Here is an 18,499-nt window from a genome sequence, read left to right as displayed (position 1 = left end):
GATCTCCCGCCGGGTACGCTTGCGCTTGCCCATGCCCTCGGCGTCACCGAACGTCAGCTGCATCGATCGTCACCCCAATCGCGGTGCGCTATTGTCGCCGAGATCATGGGAGTTGTTCAGACCTTCCTTAAGCCGCGCCACGAAGTGGCGTCGGCTTGAACGAATGGTTAGCCCTTCGCCTGCTTGGATCTTGCAGCAAGTCGCCCCTTGCGCAATAAACGCTCGGCGCGCATGACATGAAGAATATAGACCTTCTGCCCATCATAGCGATAGAAGATGCGGCAAGGAGGCTCGACAATTTGACGATAACGCGAGCGCTTCAATTCTTGCGGGCGACTGCCGCTCTCAGGATGATCGGCCAACTGCTCGACGTGCTTGAACACACGTTTGACCAGTTCCGCAGCAGCGACGGGGTTTTCTAGAGCAATGTAATCGGCAATAGCATCCAGATCGCTAAGCGCCGGCTCCGACCAGATTATTTCAGCCATCTGGCAAGACGCGCCTTGGCTTGGGAATGGGTGGCCACGCGCCCTTCTGCGACAGCCAGTTCTCCACGAGCGATGCCTTCGAGCACGGCCATGCGCTGTTGCATAAGCTCGTAGCTCTCAACGTCGACGAGGTAGGCACTGGGCAGGCCATGCTGGGTAATAAGGATCGGCTCCTTATCACGCTCGAGCTCGGAAAGAAGCTCGGTTGCTTGGCGCTTGAGGGTGGTCACGAGTTCGGTTCTCATGAGGTGATACTATAGTATCACTCTGACCGCTGCAAGTGCCTGCGCGAAGGGCTAACACACTGAGTTAAGCCGTGCCGCGAAGCGGCATCGGCTTGAACGAATAGTTAGGCGGCGGAACCTGCACCCTCCACCCAACTCCCCGGAGGAGGATAAGCACCCCACCCTGGCCGCGCCAGCACTTGTCCGGGCCAGGCTGGCGGGCGAGGAACCCACTGCCCGAGGCCCCGCCCCCGGCCGACCAGCAAAACGGTCACTTGTCCAAGCCCAGCGGGCCGACCAGCGACCTCCTACACGGTGCTGCGATTTGCTTTTGCCCGAGGCCCCGATGCCGAGGCCGGTACACGTTGCTGCGGTGCAGCGCTTATGACCTGGTACGGCGTAAGTGCATGGAGTGCTCAAACAGCGTGCTGCCAAAGCACACGAGCCGCTGTCTCAAGAAACAAGCCGCCTAACGCCTGAATTAAGCCGAGCCGCGAAGCGGCTTCGGCTTGAATGAATTGTTAGCCATTGCTCTAGCGCTGCTCATAGGCAAGGTGGAGCATGTCCTCGATGAGCGTGCGGTGCTTGGCGATATCGGTAGGCTCCAACTTGATGCGGTACGCGCCCCACCTGGCGTACTCAAGCATGTCAAGCCCAGATTGCTCCAGCTTTCCGTCCACTTCGTCACTGCGTGGAAGACGGATCGATAGATTCATGGCTGTCTTGCGAGGCTTGCAAGTTGCAAAGTTAAAGGCGATACCACCGCGAGCAAAGCCGATGTATTGCTTGTTGAACTTAAGCTCAAGGGATGGATCAAAGGCCTTGCAAATCTCAATGATCTCATCCGCCATCTTGACGATCTTTTGTGGGACGCGGCTCTCCCAGTAGGCGCGGTCAGCGGGCTCAATGATCTCGGAGTCATCCGCCGGACCGAGGCGTAGGGCATCGACGACTTTTGTGAAGTGGAGCCCGATGCCGCCATCGATTTGAATGGCGGTCATCTGCAGCGCCACTAGCGGTATAAATCCATTGAAAAGGCTGATTACATTGAGGAACCTTGATGTGACGTTCTCAGCGATGAGTACACCGACATGTTCATATTGGGGATAACGGCGACGTTCAATGTCCCAGTACTCAATTGTGCGGATGATATGTGTTTCATCCGTTGCGCCAAGTTGAAGCTCCGCCTCGTACCGCGTTGGTCCATCCGAATCCTTGAAGAGCAAGTCCAACCTGCCTCCGGAAGGTTGAGTCCGCTCCTTGTCGACTAGAACGAGGTCTCCTAGGCCAAGAATTGATGGGTTCGCGGCAATTACCTCTTGCACCCACTTTTCGTTGAGCTGGGGATGACTCTTGATTGAGAGCGTGCTGAGTTGAATGTGCTTCATGGATGGCTCAGTGACGAAAGTAGTGGGTGCAATGGCTAACACCCTGAGTTAAGCCGCGCTGCGTAGTGGAGGCAAAAGGGTGGCACGCTCTTCAGTGCCGCCCTTTTGCCGGAACGAAGCGGCGTCGGCTTGAACGAACAGTTAGGCGGCTCTGATCTCTCATTACCGCCCGCTCCGGGCCGAGCATAAACAGACCCCGCCCCAGGATGCCAGCACTTGTCCAGGCCAAGCTGCCAGGCCGGCGACCCCAGCCCCCGACCTACCAATTGCCCCTGCCCAAAGCCCCGTCCCCGGCCTTTGCCCCTGCCCATGACGCAAAGGCCAGTGATCAAATCAACGCCATGTTGCGGTGCGTGAACGGATGCGACCGATGCGCGAAGGGCGAGCCGCGGGAACGATGATCTTCCCCAAACGCGCTGTTGCGCTTTCAGCCGCCTAACACACTGAGTTAAGCCGCGCTGCGCAGTGGAGGCAAAAGGGTGGCACGCTCTTCAGTGCCGCCCTTTTGCCGGAGCGAAGCGGCGTCGGCTTGAACGAACAGTTAGGCGGCTCTGATCTCTCATCACCGCCCATCCCCGGCCGAGCATAAACAGACCAGACCCGAGGATGCCAGCACTTGTCCAGGCCAGGCGGGCAGGCCGGCGACCACGATCCCCGACCCGCGAATTGCTCCTGCCCAAAGCCCCGTGCCCGGCCTTTGCCCCTGCCCATGGCGCAAAGGCCCATGACCAGATCAACGCCATGCTGCGGTGCGAAAACGAATGCAACCGATGCACGAGGGCGGGCGGCGGGCACAATGATTCGCTCTCACGGGCGTTGCTGCGCTTTCAGCCGCCTAACACCTGAGTTAAGCCGCGCCGCGAAGCGGCGTCGGCTTGGACGAACAGTTAGGCGGCTCTGATCTCTCATTACCGCCCATCCCGGCCGAGCATAAACAGACCCCGCCCTAGGATGCCAGCACTTGTCCAAGCCAAGCGGGCAGGCCGGCGACCCCAGCCCCCGACCCGCGAATTGCCCCTGCCCAAAGCCCCGTCCCCGGCCTTTGCCCCTGCCCATGACGCAAAGGCCAGTGATCAAATCAACGCCATGTTGCGGTGCGTGAACGGATGCGACCGATGCGCGAAGGGCGAGCCGCGGGAACGATGATCTTCCCCAAACGCGCTGTTGCGCTTTCAGCCGCCTAACACACTGAGTTAAGCCGTGCCGCGAAGCGGCATCGGCTTGAACGAATAGTTAGGCGGCGGAACCTGCACCCTCCACCCAACTCCCCGGAGGAGGATAAGCACCCCACCCTGGCCGCGCCAGCACTTGTCCGGGCCAGGCTGGCGGGCGAGGAACCCACTGCCCGAGGCCCCGCCCCCGGCCGACCAGCAAAACGGTCACTTGTCCAAGCCCAGCGGGCCGACCAGCAAAACGGTCACTTGTCCAAGCCCAGCGGGCCGACCAGCGACCCCCTACACGGTGCTGTGATTTGCTCTTGCCCCGAGCCTCGATGCCGAGGCCGGTGCACGTTGCTGCGGTGCAGCGCTTATGACCTGGTACGGCGTAAGTGCATGGAGCGCTCAAACAGCGTGCTGCCAAAGCACACGAGCCGCTGTCTCAAGAAACAAGCCGCCTAACACCTGAGTTAAGCCGTGCCGCGTAGTGGAGGCGAGGCAGTGGCAAGCTTTCTCTGCCACTGCCTTGCCGGAACGAAGCGGCATCGGCTTGAACGAATAGTTAGGCGGCGGAACCTGCACCCTCCGCCCAACTCCCCGGAGGAGGATAAGCACCCCTGGCCTAGCCACGCCAGCACTTGTCCAAGCCAAGCTGGCAGGCGAGGAACCCACTGCCCGAGGCCCCGCCCCCGGCCGGCCAGCAAAACGGTCACTTGTCCGAGCCCAGCGGGCCGACCAGTGACCCCCTACACGGCGCTGTGATTCGCTTTTGCCCAGGGCTCGGTGCCGGGGCCGGTGCACGTTGCTGCGGTGCAGCGTTCTGCTACGGGTGAGGCAAGCGGACAACACAAGCGACCTGTTGCCAGAACGCACGAGCCGCTCCCTCAAGAAGCAAGCCGCCTAACACACTGAGTTAAGCCGCGCCGCGAAGCGGCGTCGGCTTGGACGAATAGTTAGGCGGCGGAACCTGCACCCTCCACCCAACTCCCCGGAGGAGGATAAGCACCTCTAGCCCGGCTGTGCCAGCACTTGTCCAAGCCAGGCTGGCAGGCGAGGAACCCACTGCCCGAGGCCCCGCCCCCGGCCGACCAGCAAAACGGCCACTTGTCCGAGCCCAGCGGGCCGACCAGCGACCCCCTACACGGTGCTGTGATTTGCTCTTGCCCCGAGCCTCGATGCCGAGGTCGGTACACGTTGCTGCGGTGCAGCGCTTATGACCTGGTATGGCGTAAGTGCAAGGAGCGCTCAAACGAGGTGCCGCCAAAGCGCACGAGCCACTGTCTCAAGAAACAAGCCGCCTAACACCTGAGTTAAGCCGCGCTGCGTAGTGGAGGCAAAAGGGTGGCACGCTCTTCAGTGCCGCCCTTTTGCCGGAACGAAGCGGCGTCGGCTTGAACGAACAGTTAGGCGGCTCTGATCTCTCATCACCGCCTTTCCCCGGCCGAGCATAAACAGACCCGGCCCGAGGATGCCAGCACTTGTCCAGGCCAAGCTGCCAGGCCGGCGACCCCAGCCCCCGACCTACCAATTGCCCCTGCCCAAAGCCCCGTCCCCGGCCTTTGCCCCTGCCCAAGGCGCAAAAACCCATGACCAGATCAACGCCATGTTGCGGTGCGAAAACGAATGCAGCCGATGCGCAAGGGGCGAGCCGCGAGAGCGATGGTCCGCGCTCAAGGGCGCTGTTGCACTTTCAGCCGCCTAACACCTAATCGACCCCACGGATGGGGTGTCGTGGGGAGTATGCAGCGGGGGGATGGGGGTGGGCAATGGTAGAAATCTGACTGTCGATCAATGCTTTATCTGACGGCATGAGGCCGGGGTGGGGAGCATCGTGTCCGTGTTATCCCGCAAGGATGGGGTGTCATGGATGTATGCAAGGGCAAGCGTGGGGTTTCGCACAATCCACCGCGGGTGCCGGAGCTGCTGGAGAAGGTACGGGCGCGGTGTCGGGTGCGGCATTACAGCCTGCGGACGGAGCGGGCGTATGTGGCATGGGTCTGGCGTTTTGTCCGTGCCTGCGGAGGGCGGCATCCGCGAGGGCTGGGCAAGACGGAGGTGGAGGGGTTCCTGACCCGGTTGGCGACCGAGGGCAAGGTGGCGCCGGCGACCCAGAACCAGGCGCTGGCGGCGTTGCTGTTCCTGTACAAGGAGGTGCTGGGGGTCGAGTTGCCATGGATGGAAAACCTCGTGCGGGCGAAGCGGCCGCGACGGGTGCCGGTGGTGCTGTCACGAGAGGAAGTGGCGCGGTTGCTGGCGATGCTGGAGGGGCAGGCCTGGTTGATGGCAGCCTTGCTGTACGGCACCGGGATGCGCCTGATGGAGTGTCTGCGGTTGCGGATCAAGGATGTGGATTTCGAGCGCCACGAGATCGTGGTTCGCGCGGGCAAGGGCGGCAAGGATCGGCACGTGCCCCTGCCGCAACGGTTGCAGGAGCCGCTGCGCCGCGCGGTGGAGCGGGCGCGGATCGTGCACGCGCAGGACTGTGCTGCGGGCATGGCAGGGGTGTGGCTGCCGCACGCGCTGGAGCGCAAGTATCCGAACGCGGGGCGCGAGCTGGGCTGGCAGTACCTGTTCCCGGCGGCGGCGCCGTCGGTGGATCCGCGCAGCGGGATCGTGCGGCGGCACCATGTGGACGAGGCGGTGCTGCAGCGGGCGATCAAGACGGCGCGGGTGAAGGCGGGGATCGCCAAGCCGGCGACCTGCCACACGCTGCGGCATTCGTTCGCCACCCACCTGCTCGAGGCCGGGCACGACATCCGCACGGTGCAGGAGCTGCTCGGGCACAAGGACCTGTCCACCACCCAGATCTACACGCACGTGCTCGGGCGCGGGGCGGGGGCGGTGCTCAGTCCGCTCGATCGCGAGTTCTGAGGCCGGCGCGCGCCGAGCGAGGCGTGGCGTTCATTTCTCCTTGCGCCAGTTGAGGGTGGCGCGGTTGCCGAGCGTGCTCGATTCGATCTCGACGTCGAAGCCGCGGCCGAGCAGGTAGCGCAGGGTCAGCACCTGGCCGGTGCCGAGCAGGGACACGCCGTAGCCGACGTACAGGCGCGGGGACAGGTACTTGCCGATGCCGAGCACGCTGCCGCCGAGGGTGCGGCTTTCGCTCACGCCGGCATCGTCCAGGCCCAGGCGCGCGCCGAGTTCGGAGGCGAGCAGGTTGCCGCCGGCAGTGAGCGCGGCGTGGGCGGCACCGATGCGCTGCGCTTCCTCGCGGCTGGCGCTGGCGAGCGGGCGGCCGAGGGCGAGGTAGGCCAGCGCTTCGGAGGTCGGGCGCGCGGGATCGGACCAGACCGTGGCGCGCGGGGCGCTGGCGCGGCCGCGCACGTCGAGGCCGGCGGTGACCTCGCCGACGCGGCGCTGCGCGCGCAGGTCCAGGCGCGGATCGGCGAACGGCGCGTCGTCCCAGGCCAGGCGGCCACGGGTGATCTGGAGCTTCTGGCCGTAGGCGATGTAGTGGCCGGCCACGTCGAGCTGGCCGGTGGCGAGCGGCGCGCGGCCGGGCGTCTGCCGCACGCGCAGGCGGCCGCGCAGGGTGCCGTCGAGGCCGAAGCCGCGCAGGGACACGTCGTCGCCGACGCGCAGCACCAGGTCGAGCGCGAGCGGCGGCGGCGCGCGCGCGGGGTCGGCCGGATCGAGCACGACCACGTCGGGCGAGGCCGGCACGCCGCTGTCCAGGCGCTCCAGATCGAGCCGGGCCGAGGTCACGGCGACCTCGCCGCTGACCTCGACCGGCAGGCCGACGGCGTAGCGCAGCTGCACGTCGGGCGCGGCCACGGCGCGCAGGGCGCGGGTGTCGGCGAGCAGCACGCGCTCGCCGCGCAGGGAAAGGCGCAGCGGCGTGGCGGCGTCCTGCCAGCCGAGCGTGCCCTCGATCCGCAGCACGCCTTCGCCCGAGCGCAGCTGGCCGTTCAGGCGTGCGCTGCCGTCGGGTTGCGCGTCCAGGCGCAGCTGGCCGTCGCGCGGGGCGATGCCGAGCGCGGGCAGTTCGGTGGCGAAATCGTCGAGCGTGGCGTGCCCGCCCAGCCGCGGGCGCGCACGGGTGCCGGACACGGCCAGGCGCGCATCGAGCCGGCCCCGCGGAGCGACGATGTCGGGCGAGAACAGTTCGAGCCAGGCGACGTCGTCGGTGCGCAGGGTCAGTTCGCCGGCGAGCGGCGCGGCCGCGTCCCAGCCGGTGCGCAGGCGCGCGGCGAGATCGCCGCTGTCGTTCACGCGCGCCTGCAGGCGCGCGTCGAGTGCGGCGGCGTCGAAGCGGGCGTGCAGCGCGAGCGCGGCGTAGCGCAGCGGTTCGCGGCGGTCGCGGGGGTCGAACTTCAGGCCGCCGCTCGCCGAGTCCACGCGCACCTCGCCGCGCCAGCCGCGGCCGGCCGGACGCACGTCGCCGGCGAACGCGATCTCGCCGCGCAGCCCCCACGGGCGTCCGTCGACGCGCGGCGGCAGCCAGGGTGCGAGCAGCGACAGCGGCAGGGCGTGGCCGTCGAAGGCGAGTTCGCGTTGCGGCCAGTCGGCGCGGACGCACACACGGCCGCCGTCGCGCGTGCCCAGGCAGGCGGGCGAGAGCCGGAAGCGGCGCGCCTCCCAGGTGGACGTCGCCGGCGCGTCGAGCCGCCACGCACTGCCGCGTGCGGGTGTGAGCGCGAGCGCATCGAGGCGGCCGCGCCAGGCGCGGCCGTGCCGGCCGATGTCGCCGGCGAAGGTGAGGCGGTGGCCGGCGTTGTGCGCCTGCGCGTCCACGTGCAGCGCCTGCCAGGTGCCGTGCGCGTCGAGGCGCAAGGCGTCGAGCGGCAGGCCGAGTTCGAGCGCGCGCCCCTCGATGCGCAGCGTGCCCGGCACGGCGCCGGCGGCCGGCAGCGTGCCATGGGCGCGCAGCCGGCCCGCGCGCAGCCCGAAGGCGCGCAGGCCGTCGCCGTCGAGGTCGGCGCGGATCGCCGGTGTGCGCGGATCGCCGCGCAGCGCGAGCGTGCCGCGCACCGTGCCGGTCGCGTCGGGCAGCACGTCGGCGAGCTGCAGCGGGGCGAAGCGGGCATCGAGGGTGAGCGTGCGCGCATGGGTGCCGCGCGCCTCGAGCCGGCTGGCGCCGAGGCCGAGCGTGAGTTCGCCGCGCCAGGTGTCGCCCGCGACGGCGAGCGCGCCGTGCCCGCGCAGCGTCCGGCCGCGCAGCTGGCCGCCGAGCGCGGTGGCGGCGAGGCGTGCGTGCAGGCCGTCCCGGGCGCGGTGGCCGGTGCCGTGCAGCCGCGCGTGCACCGCGCCGCGCCAGCCCGGCACGAAGTAGCCGGGGTCGAAGCCGGCGAGTTGCGCGCTCAGGTCCCAGGCCGGCGCCGGCGCCCAGGCGATGCGGCCGCGTGCGTCGAGACGGCCCTGCGGCATGCGCACCTGCAGCGCGCGCAGCTGCACCGCGCTGCGGTCGCCGGTGCCGTCGAGCCGCCATTGCGCGCGCTGCGTGCCGCGCGTCAGCCGGCCGTCGCCGCGCGCGGTCCAGCGGGCGGGCGTGCCGTGCACGCGCAGGTCGGCGTCGGCGTGCACCGCGTCCGCACCCGCGCCCCAGCGCAGCGACCGCGCGCGCAGGTCGAAGCGGAACGGTTCGCGCGCGCCGGCCGCGAAGTCGCCGCGGCCGCGCAGCACGAGTTCGCCGTCGAGCACCCGCAGCGCGAGCGGACGCGCCAGCAGCACCTGATCCTCGAGCGCGAGCGTCGAAGGCAGCACGGTCACGACGACCGTGCCCGCGCGCAGGGCGCCGGAGAGCCGTGCGACGCCGCCCACGCCGTCGGCCTGCAGCCGCAGCACCAGCGGCGTGGCGCCCGGTGCGTCGCGCAGCAGGCCCGGATCGAAACCGTCGGCGTGCACGCGCAGGCGCCAGTGCGGACGCGTGTCGCCGCGCAGGCGCAGGGTCGCGCGCAGCGGGCGCGGCGCGCGGCCGGCCAGGCCGAGGGCGAGCTGGGTGCGGGTGCCGCGCGCGACGAACCCGAGGCGCGCGGGCGTGGCGGGGCCGTCGCCGGGCAGGACCGCGGTGGCGACGAGCTCGGTGCGGTAGTCCTCGGCCGGCACGTAGTCGCCGTGCAGCGCGTAACGCCCGCGGTCGCTGTGGACCACGAGCCGTGCGACGTGCAGGCGCCCGGACTCGGCGCGCACGCCGCCGCGCGCGCGGTGCACGTGCAGCCAGGCCTGGCCGTCGCGGGTGATGCGCAGGTCGTCCACGGCCAGCGCGTCGGCCTGCAGCGCGAGCGGCAGCACGATGTCCGGCAGCGCCTCCGGCCAGCGCGGCAATTCGAACGGCGCATCCGGCGTCGGCCATTCGAGCGTGGCGTCCTGCACCTGCAGCGCATCCAGGCGCAGGCGCCGGCCGAGCAGCGGCCACAGCGCCGGATCCAGGTGCAGGCGCCGCGCGCCGAACACGAGCGGACGGCGCACGCAGCGCGGGCGCGTGTCCGGGCACGGTGGCTGCCATTGCAGGCGCACGCCGTGCAGGGTCAGCGGCCCGCGCGCCGGGCCTTCGGCGCGCGCCCAGGTCAGGGTGGCGTCGTCGGGCAGGCGTGCCACCAGCTCGGCCAGCAGCGCGTCGCGGCCGGCGACGGTCTGCACCAGCCACCACAGGCCCACGCCCGCGGCCAGCGTCAGCACGCCGGCGAGCAGCACCGCGCGCAGCGCCAGCCAGCGCAGGCGCGCGCGACGCCGGGCGCGCAGTTCGGCGATGCGCGCCTCGCGTGCCTGCGGCGCCGGCGTCGCGCTCACAGGTCGGCTCCGATGTTCAGGTGCAGCTGGAACGCGGCGTCGGGCGCGTCGAGCCCATGGGCGACGTCCACCCGCACCGGGCCCACCGGCGAGCGCCAGCGCAGGCCGATGCCGACGCCGGTGTGCCAGTCGGGACGATCGTCGAACGCGCTGCCGCGGTCCACGAACACCGCCGCGCCCCAGCGGTCGTCGAAGTAACGCTCGTACTCGAGCGACGCGGTGATCACGTTGCGCGCGCCGAGCGCGAGGTCGAACAGGCGCGGCCCGACCTCGCGCCAGGCGTAGCCGCGGATGCTGCGGTCGCCGCCGGCGAAGAAGCGCAGGCTCGGCGGCATGTCCACCAGTTCCCCGGTCCAGGTCAGGCCGACCTCGCCGCGCGCGATCAGGCGGCTGCGCGGATCCAGGCCGCGGAACCAGCTGCCGGTCGCGTGCAGTTGCAGGAAGTTCGCGTCCGAGCCCGCGGCCTGCAGGCCGCCGCGCAGCAGCGCGCTGGCGCCGAAGCCGGCGCGCGGCGCGAGCCGGTCGTCCACCGCGATGTACTCGGCGCGCAGCGAGGGATACACGAAACTCGCGTAGCGGTCGGGGTCGAGCGGGAGCGTCGTGCGCTGCCGGGCCAGCCGCCAGCGTTCGCGCAGCAGGTGCAGCGAGACCGCCGCGCTCAAACGCCGGTTGATCTGCCCGCTGCGGCTGGCGACGAGCTCGAGCCGGCGCGCGTCGGTGAACTCGGTCTGCTCGTCGGCGTACTGCAGGCTGCCGCTGTACCAGCCGTCCACCCAGGCGAACGCGGGCACGCGGTATTGCAGGATCAGCGCCTGGCGGCGTTCGGCGTAGTCGAGCTGGGCCAGCGCCTTGTGCCCGCGGTCGTTGACGTAACGGCGTTCCAGCCCGAGCCGCACGCCGGTGCCGAGGTCGGTGCCGTAGCTCAGGCCGGCGCTGTAGATGCTGCGCGGCGCGGGGACCAGGGCGACCTCCACCGGCAGCACGTGCCCGGACGAGGCCTGTGCCGGCTGCGGCGCGATCTCGATCGCGGAAAAGTAGTCGAGCCGTTGCAGCGACTCGCGCAGCGCGTCCACGCGTGCCTCGTCGTAGGGCGTGCCCGGGGTCCAGCGCACCAGCCGTTCGAGCAGGTCGTCGCGCAGGATCCTCGGCTGCTGCACGAAGCGCACCGCGCCCAGCGCATGACGCGGGCCGCTGTCCCAGGCCAGGAAGATGTCGGCGGCGTGCGCGGCGCGGGTGACCTCGACCCGGCGCTGGACGAAGTCGGCGTCGAAATAGCCGCGCCGGGCGAAGGTGCGCAGCACCGCGGCCTTGCTCGCCTCGTAGCGCGCGTGCTCGAACGGCTCGCCCGGGCGCGGGCGGAACGCGGCCAGCGCCGCTTCCAGTTCCGGATCGCGCGCGCCCTCGCCGGCGATCGTGATCCGCGCCTGGCGCACCACCACCGGACGCCCCGGCGTCACCGCGATCGTGACCGTCACCGGATCGCCGGCGCTGTGCTCGATGCGGATCTCCGGCGTGTAGTAGCCGAACGGTTCCAGCGCGGTGCGCGTCTCGGCCTCGGCCTCGCGCAGCAGGTACTCCAGGCGCTGCGGCGGCAGCGTGCGGCCGAGCGCGTCGTCGAGCGACAACGCCTCGCGCACGTTGCGGGCCATCGCCTCGTCGAGGCCGACGATCTCCACCCGCGCCAGCGTCTGCGCCGCGGCCGGCGCGGCCGCAGCCAGCGCGAGCGCGAAGGCGGAGAGGAGACGGGGCAGCGACGGCATCGCGCGAGCATAGCCGGCGCGCGCGCCGCGCAGGCGCACGCGGCGTTCACGCACCGGAACGGCTCAGACCGAGAGGTGTTCGATCGCGGCCACGCTGCCGAGCCGGTCGGCCAGGCGCGCGAGCAGGGCCAGGCGGTTGCCGCGCACGCGCGCGGCCTCGACGTTGACCATCACCTGGTCGAAGAACGCGTCCACCTGCGGCCGCAGCTGCGCCAGGCGCGCCAGCGCGGCGACGTAGTCGCGCGCGGCGAGCAGCGGGTCGGTCTCGGCGATCGCGGCGTCCACCGCCGCGGCCAGGGCGCGTTCGGCCGGTTCGCTGAGCAGCGCCGGATCCACCTGCGCCGGGATCGTGTCCTCGGACTTGCGCAGGATGTTGCGGATGCGCTTGTTGGCCGCGGCCAGCGCCTCGGCCTCGGGCAGGCGCGCGAACTCGCCGATCGCCTGCAGGCGCCGGTCGAAGTCGAGCAGCGACGCGGGCCGCAGCGCGGCCACCGCCTCGAACCGCTGCGGCGGCACGCCCTGCTCGGCGTAGTAGCCGCGCAGGCGGTCGAGGATGAAGTCGTACAGCTCGTCCGCCGACGCGCGCGTCTCCGGCGCGTAGTCGGCCTGGCGCAGCTCGTGGCGCAGCGCCTCGCGGCTGGCGGGCGTGGCGGCGGTGGCGGCCTTGATGTCGGCGTGCACCAGGTGCGCGGCCTGCAGCAGCGCCTCGCCCGTGTCCAGTTCGAGGCTGCCCTCGAGCAGCGTGCGCGCCAGCCCGAGCGCGTTGCGGCGCAGCGCGAACGGGTCCTTGTTGCCGGTCGGCTTCAGCCCCGCCGCGAACCCGCCGGCGAGCGTGTCCAGGCGCTCGGCGATGGCGAGCACGCGGCCCAGCGGCGAAGGCGCGATCGCATCGCCCGCGTAGCGCGGCATGTAGGCCTCGTCGAGCGCGGCCGCGACCGCGGCGCGCGGTTCGTGCGCCAGGTCGGCGAGGCTGGCGTCGGCCATCGCGTAGTACCGCCCGGCGACGCCCTGCAGTTCGGGGAACTCGCCCACCAGGCGCGACTGCAGGTCGGCCTTGGACAGCCCGGCGGCGCGGCGCGCCAGCACCGGATCGGCGCCCACCGCGCGTGCGATGGTTTCGGCGAGCAGCGCCACGCGCGCGACCTTGTCGGCGACGGTGCCGAGCCGGGCCTGGTAGGTGACGCCGGCCAGGCCCGCGTTCATCGCCGCCAGGCCCTGCTTGAGGTCCTCGACGAAGAAGAACTTGGCGTCGGCGAAACGCGGCCGGATCACCCGCTCGTAGCCCTTGCGCACCTCGGCGACTTCGCGCGACTCGAGGTTGGCGATGCCGACGAAGTGCGCGGTCAGGCGGCCCTGCGCGTCCAGCACCGGGAAGAACTTCTGGTTCGCCTCCATGGTGGCGATCAACGCTTCCTGCGGCACCGCCAGGAACTCCGGCTCGAACGCGCAGCGCACCGCGCTCGGCCACTCGGTCAGGCAGTTGACCTGCTCCAGCGTGTCGGGGGCGATCCGCGCGCGGCCGCCGGCGTCGCGGGCCGCGGCCTCGACCTCGGCGACGATGCGCGCGCGGCGCTCGTCCGGGTCGGCCAGCACCCTGGCCGCACGCAGCGCCTCGACGTAGTCGTCCGGGGCGCCGATCCACACCGGCTTGTCGTGCAGGAAGCGGTGGCCACGGCTCATGCGGTCGCTGCGCCGGCCGAGCACCTCGCCCTCGACCACGGCATCGCCGAGCAGCATCACCAGCCAGTGCACCGGGCGGGCGAAGGCGTGTTCGTGCGCGCCCCAGCGCATCGGCTTGGGGATCGGCATGGCCGCGATCGCCTCGCGCAGGATCTCCGGCAGCAGCGTCGCGGTCGGCGCGCCGGGGCGCAGCGCGCGGTGCACGAAGCGCTCGCCCTTGTGGTCGGTGGTGCGCGCCAGCGCGGTCCATTCCACCCCCGCCTTCTGCGCGAAGCCGAGCAGGGCGCGGGTCGGCTGGCCGTCGGCGTCGAGCGCGACGTTGAGATAGGGGCCGGGCACCTCGCTGCGCTGCTCGGGCTGCTCGGTGGCCACGCCGGGCAGCCGCACCGCGAGCCGGCGCGGGGTGTACAGCGGTTTGGCGTCGCCGCGTTCGACCGCGATGCCGCGGCGGGCCAGGCCGTCGAGCACGCCGTCGAACAGCGCCTGGGCCAGGCCCGGCAGGGCCTTGACCGGCAGCTCGTCGGTGCCCAGTTCGATCAGCAGCGGTTGCATCGTCGCGCCCATCACGCCGCCTCCGTGCCGCGCTTGAGGCCGGGGAAGCCGAGCTTCTCGCGCTGTGCGTAATAGCTCTCGGCCACCGCCTGCGCCAGCCGGCGCACGCGCAGGATGTAGCGCTGGCGCTCGGTGACCGAGATCGCGCGGCGCGCGTCGAGCAGGTTGAAGCTGTGGCTGGCCTTGCACACCTGGTCGTAGGCCGGCAGCGGCAGGCCGAGCCCGACCAGCTTCAGCGCCTCGGCCTCGCAGGCGTCGAAGCGGTGGAACAGCTCGGCCACGTCGGCATGCTCGAAGTTGTACGCGCTCTGCTCGACCTCGTTCTGGTGGTACACGTCGCGGTAGGTCACCGGGCTGCCGTCGGGGCCGTGGGTCCAGACGATGTCGAACACGTTGTCCACGTTCTGCAGGTACATCGCCAGGCGCTCGAGGCCGTAGGTGATCTCGCCCAGCACCGGCCGGCACTCCAGGCCGCCGGCCTGCTGGAACCAGGTGAACTGGGTGATCTCCATGCCGTTGAGCCAGACCTCCCAGCCCAGGCCCCAGGCGCCGAGGGTGGGCGACTCCCAGTTGTCCTCGACCAGGCGCAGGTCGTGCACCAGCGGATCGATGCCGAGCGCGGTGAGCGAGCCGAAGTAGCGCTCGACGATGTCGTCGGGGCTCGGCTTCATCACCACCTGGTACTGGTAGTAGCGCTGCAGGCGGTTGGGGTTCTCGCCGTAGCGGCCGTCGGTGGGGCGGCGGCAGGGCTGCACGTAGGCCGCGTTCCACGGCTCGGGGCCGAGCGCACGCAGGAAGGTGGCGGGGTGGAAGGTGCCGGCGCCGACCTCCAGGTCGAGCGGCTGGATCAGCACGCAGCCCTGTCCGGCCCAGTAGCCGTTGAGCCTGGCGATGAGGTCCTGGAAGGTGGGGCCGGGCATCGTGATCGGGATCCGGAAGGGCGCGGAAAAGCGGGCTAGTATAGCGGCGGCCCCCGCGCCGGCCGGCGCGCGCGTCCGTCTTCCGAAGCCTTTCCGCGAGCCGATGCACCCCCCGTTCCTGATCCTCGAAACCGGCCGCCCGGTCGAACCGATGCGCCGCCACGGCGACTTCGCCCACTGGATCCGGGTCGCCGCCGGGCTGGCCCGCGACGAGGCGGCGGTGGTGCGGGTCGAGCGCGGCGACCCGCTGCCGCGCCGCGCGGGCTACGCCGGGGTGCTGGTCACCGGCTCGGCGGCAATGGTCACCGACCGCCACGACTGGAGCGAGCGCACCGCCGACTGGCTGCGCGAGGCGGTGCACGCCGGCCTGCCGGTGTTCGGCATCTGCTACGGCCACCAGCTGCTGGCGCACGCGCTCGGCGGCGAGGTCGGATACAACCCGACCGGGCGCGAGATGGGCACGGTGCAGATCGAGCTGCATCCGCACGCGCACGCCGATCCCCTGTTCGCCGGGCTGCCGCCCCGCTTCCCCGCCCAGGCCACCCACCTGCAGAGCGTGCTGCGCGCGCCGGAGGGCGCCACCGTGCTGGCGCGCTCGGCGCAGGACGACTGTCACGCGTTCCGCTGGCGCGACCATGCCTGGGGCGTGCAGTTCCACCCTGAGTTCAGCGGCACCCACATGCGCGGCTACCTGCACGCGCGCCACGACGCGCTCGCGCGCGAGGGCCGCTGCGCCAAGCAGCTGGCGCGCGCGGTCAGCGCCGCCCCGTACGCGCGCAAGGTCCTGCGGCGTTTCGTGCGCCACGCGCGCGGGCTGCGGCCGCGCTGAAAACGCCCCCGTTCTGGCTTACGATGCGGCCGGCATGCCGCCGCAGCCGCGGCGCGAGGTGGGGAGAACGTTCATGACGACACGGACACTCGGGCCGGCGGCCGGCATCGGCTGGCTGAAGCAGGCCTTGAACCTGGGCCGGCACAATCCGGCCGCGATCTTCGGCGGCGCCGCGCTGCTGCTGGCCACGCTGCTGGCGGCGGTGCTCGCGCTCGGCCTGCTGACGGGCGGAGTGCAGTTGGCGCTCAAGCCCGGCCCCGGCCTGGCGCTGGCGATGATGCTGGTGACGGTGCTGGCCCTGCTGCTGGTGCTGGCGGCGCTGATGGTCGGCTACATGCGCCTGCTGGACGCGGTCGAGAGCGGACGCGCGGCGCGCGCCACCGACGTGTTCGGCGGGTTCCGCGACGCCGGCGCCAGCGCGCGCGCGATCGGCTTCGTGCTCCTGCTCGCGCTGGTGCAGAACCTGCTGATCGCGGGCCTGGTGGGCTGGCTGGCGCCGGACTTCCTGGCCTGGTACGCGGAGAACCTGCGCGCCTCGATGCAGGGCGTCAGCCAGCCGCCGCCGACGAGCCTGCCTGCGGGCTTCGGCCTGGCGTTCGCGGTGGTGCTGGTGATCGGCCTGTTCGGCTTCGCGGTGCAGGCGGTCGGGCTGGGCCAGATCGCGCTGCGCGGACGCGGCCTGGGCGGCGCGCTCGCCGACGGCGTGGCCGGCGCGGCCAAGAACCTGCTGCCGCTGCTGGTGTTCCTGGTGGTGATGGTGGCGGCGTTGCTGGTGCTGTCGGTGGCGCTGGTGCTGGTGATGCTGGTGATCGGCTTGCTGGCCAAGGCGGCCGGCGCCTGGCTCGGGATCGTGCTCGGCCTGCCGCTGTACCTGGCCGCCATGCTGGTGGCCTACGTGGTGATGTTCGGGGTGATGTACTTCCTCTGGCGCGACGTCTGCGGCCAGGCCGCGCCGCCGTCGGGCGGGAACGACGCGGTCGCGGTCTGAAGCGCCGGCTCAGAGCGGCGCGCGCAGCAGCGCCGCCTCGAGCGCCGCCGACAGCCGCTCCGCGGCCCAGCCCAGCGCGAGCAGGCCGAGCAGCGCCTGCAGCGCGAGCCAGGCCCAGGCCCAGCGCGGCAGCGGCGTCTCCGGGCCGAGCACCTGGGTGCCGGCGAGCCGGTCGTGCAGGGCGCGGTGCGCGGGCGGCAGCGCCGCGAGCAGGTGGCCGAGGTTGAGACTCAGCCACGACAGCGCCCCGGCCAGATTGCGCAGCAGGCTGCGCGCCGGGCCCGGCGCGCGGCCGTCGGCGCCGGCCACCGTGAGCCCGAGCGCGCGCTTGCCGGGCGTGGCGTGCCAGCGGCTGCATTCGCCGAGCACGTGCCAGGCGCAGGTCAGCGCCGCGAACCACAGCAGGGTCGGCGTCAGTCCGGCGAGCAGGGCATGGGTGAGCGCGCGGGCGGAGGCGAGCAGCGCAGGGTCGCGCCACAGCCCCATCAGTGCGAGCAGGCCCGTGGCGCCTGGCTCGAGCGCGCGCAGCAGCGCCTGGGCCAGCGTGTCGGCCAGCGCCTGGCTGGCGTGGGCCAGCGCCACCGGCAGGGCGCGCAGCGAGGGCAGGCTCAGCAGCACGGCCAGGGCGAACGTCGGCACGGCATCGAGCGTCCATGCCGCGGCGCGCACCCAGAACCCCGCCGGCTTCATCGTGCGGACGTGTCCGTCTCGGTCGCCGGCTTCGGCGCCAGCAGGCGCGCGGCGACGATGCCCAGCTCGTACAGCAGGCACATCGGGATCGCCAGCAGCAGCTGCGAGACCACGTCGGGCGGGGTGACGATCGCCGCGATCACGAAGATGCCGACGATCGCGTAGCCGCGCGCCTCGCGCAGCTGCGCCGGCGTCACCCAGCCGAGCAGGCTCAGGATCACCAGCGCCACCGGCAGCTCGAAGCTCAGGCCGAAGGCGAGGAAGATCACCAGCACGAAATCGAGGTAGGCGTGGATGTCGGTCATCATCGCCACGCCTTCCGGGGTGACCGCGGTGAGGAAGCCGAACACCGCCGGCAGCACCAGGAAGTAGGCGAACGCGCAGCCGGCGTAGAACAGCGTCAGTGCCGACGCCAGCAGCGGCAGCGCCAGCCGCTTCTCGCGCGCGTACAGGCCGGGGGCGACGAAGGCCCAGGCCTGGTACAGCAGCCACGGCATCGCCAGCACCAGGGCGACGAAGAAGGCGAGCTTGAGCGGGGCGAAGAACGGCGAGGCGACCTCGACCGCGATCAGCTGGCCGCCGGCCGGCAGCTTGGCCAGCAGCGGCCGCGCCAGCCAGGCGTAGAGCGTGTTGGCGAACGGCAGCAGGGCCACGAACGCGAGCAGCAGCCCGGCCACCGCGCGCATCAGGCGCGCGCGCAGTTCCAGCAGATGGTCCACCAGGCGGGTGGGCGGGGCGGGGTCAGCGGCGGACATCGTCGTCGGCGGGCGGTGGCGCGGGCGGGACCGCGTCCTGCGCGGCGGCGTCGAGCTCGCGGCGCGCGGCGGCGCCGGCCTCGCGCAGCTCGCCTTCGGTGCGGCGCAGCGCGTCCTGGGTCTCGCGCAGGCTGCGCTGCAGTTCCTCGGCGGCGAGGTCGCGTTCGAGCTCGGCCTTGACCGCATACCAGTGGGCGCGCGCGCGCCGCACCCACAGCCCGGCGAAGCGCGCGGCCTTGGGCAGGCGCTCGGGGCCGAGCACGAGCAGCGCGACCACCGCGATCACCAGCAGTTCGAAGAAGCCGATGTCGAACATCGCGGCGGGGCGTCAGGCCGCGG

At 71.2% G+C, this 18,499-nt stretch carries 12 protein-coding genes and 1 pseudogene; 3 read left to right on the top strand and 10 right to left on the bottom strand.

Annotated elements, in window-relative coordinates; translation table 11 throughout:
* Positions 1-167: 167 nt before the first annotated feature.
* The 3 genes from FPV26_RS06840 to FPV26_RS06830 all read right to left on the bottom strand — a co-directional run bounded on the left by FPV26_RS06840 (position 168) and on the right by FPV26_RS06830 (position 2,100).
* Positions 168-488: a type II toxin-antitoxin system RelE/ParE family toxin gene (locus FPV26_RS06840; protein ID WP_147653013.1), complete on the bottom strand. Its 321-nt coding sequence runs from the start codon at positions 486-488 to the stop codon at positions 168-170.
* Positions 476-733, bottom strand: a complete 258-nt coding sequence (locus FPV26_RS06835; RefSeq protein ID WP_147653011.1) for a type II toxin-antitoxin system prevent-host-death family antitoxin — start codon at positions 731-733, stop codon at positions 476-478. The genes FPV26_RS06840 and FPV26_RS06835 overlap by 13 nt, the downstream gene beginning before the upstream one ends.
* A 512-nt stretch (positions 734-1,245) precedes the next feature.
* Positions 1,246-2,100 (bottom strand): DUF5655 domain-containing protein, encoded by an 855-nt coding sequence (locus FPV26_RS06830; protein WP_147653009.1) that lies wholly within the window; start codon positions 2,098-2,100, stop codon positions 1,246-1,248.
* Positions 2,101-5,120: 3,020 nt separating this feature from the next.
* Between FPV26_RS06830 and FPV26_RS06825 the strand changes: the two genes are divergently transcribed.
* Complete coding sequence (locus tag FPV26_RS06825) at positions 5,121-6,128, top strand: integron integrase (protein ID WP_147653007.1); 1,008 nt, start codon at positions 5,121-5,123, stop codon at positions 6,126-6,128.
* A 30-nt stretch (positions 6,129-6,158) separates the two neighbouring features.
* On the opposite strand, the gene FPV26_RS06820 is transcribed toward FPV26_RS06825, so the two are convergent.
* From FPV26_RS06820 to glyQ, 4 genes are all read right to left on the bottom strand, one after another.
* Complete coding sequence (locus tag FPV26_RS06820; RefSeq protein ID WP_147653005.1) at positions 6,159-9,986, bottom strand: translocation/assembly module TamB domain-containing protein; 3,828 nt, start codon at positions 9,984-9,986, stop codon at positions 6,159-6,161.
* On the bottom strand, positions 9,983-11,746 hold the full coding sequence (locus FPV26_RS06815; protein ID WP_147653025.1) for an autotransporter assembly complex protein TamA: 1,764 nt from the start codon (positions 11,744-11,746) through the stop codon (positions 9,983-9,985). The genes FPV26_RS06820 and FPV26_RS06815 overlap by 4 nt, the downstream gene beginning before the upstream one ends.
* 63 nt (positions 11,747-11,809) lie before the next feature.
* Positions 11,810-13,978, bottom strand: a complete 2,169-nt coding sequence (gene glyS, locus FPV26_RS06810; protein ID WP_425473066.1) for a glycine--tRNA ligase subunit beta — start codon at positions 13,976-13,978, stop codon at positions 11,810-11,812.
* 11 nt (positions 13,979-13,989) lie between these two features.
* Positions 13,990-14,898, bottom strand: coding sequence for a glycine--tRNA ligase subunit alpha (gene glyQ / locus FPV26_RS06805; protein WP_147653001.1), 909 nt, complete (start codon positions 14,896-14,898; stop codon positions 13,990-13,992).
* A 103-nt stretch (positions 14,899-15,001) separates the two neighbouring features.
* On the opposite strand from glyQ, the gene FPV26_RS06800 reads away from it, so the two are divergent.
* Positions 15,002-15,727, top strand: a complete 726-nt coding sequence (locus FPV26_RS06800; RefSeq protein WP_147652999.1) for a glutamine amidotransferase — start codon at positions 15,002-15,004, stop codon at positions 15,725-15,727.
* A 73-nt stretch (positions 15,728-15,800) separates the two neighbouring features.
* Positions 15,801-16,715 (top strand): hypothetical protein, encoded by a 915-nt coding sequence (locus FPV26_RS06795; protein WP_147652997.1) that lies wholly within the window; start codon positions 15,801-15,803, stop codon positions 16,713-16,715.
* 9 nt (positions 16,716-16,724) lie between these two features.
* Here FPV26_RS06795 and FPV26_RS06790 read toward each other — a convergent pair whose 3' ends face one another.
* The 3 genes and pseudogenes from FPV26_RS06790 to tatB form a co-directional block, all read right to left on the bottom strand.
* Positions 16,725-17,405 (bottom strand): RDD family protein, encoded by a 681-nt coding sequence (locus FPV26_RS06790; RefSeq protein WP_147652995.1) that lies wholly within the window; start codon positions 17,403-17,405, stop codon positions 16,725-16,727.
* Complete coding sequence (gene tatC, locus FPV26_RS06785; protein ID WP_147652993.1) at positions 17,402-18,160, bottom strand: twin-arginine translocase subunit TatC; 759 nt, start codon at positions 18,158-18,160, stop codon at positions 17,402-17,404. The genes FPV26_RS06790 and tatC overlap by 4 nt, the downstream gene beginning before the upstream one ends.
* Positions 18,161-18,164: 4 nt before the next feature.
* Positions 18,165-18,476: pseudogene (tatB, locus tag FPV26_RS06780) on the bottom strand (Sec-independent protein translocase protein TatB); the annotation flags it as partial.
* Between the last annotated feature and the right edge of the window lie 23 nt (positions 18,477-18,499).

This window comes from Vulcaniibacterium gelatinicum, assembly GCF_008033445.1.
Taxonomy (GTDB): domain Bacteria; phylum Pseudomonadota; class Gammaproteobacteria; order Xanthomonadales; family Xanthomonadaceae; genus Vulcaniibacterium_B; species Vulcaniibacterium_B gelatinicum.
Note: the sequence above shows the minus strand (reverse complement) of the source record. Positions and strands in the feature narration are given on the sequence as shown.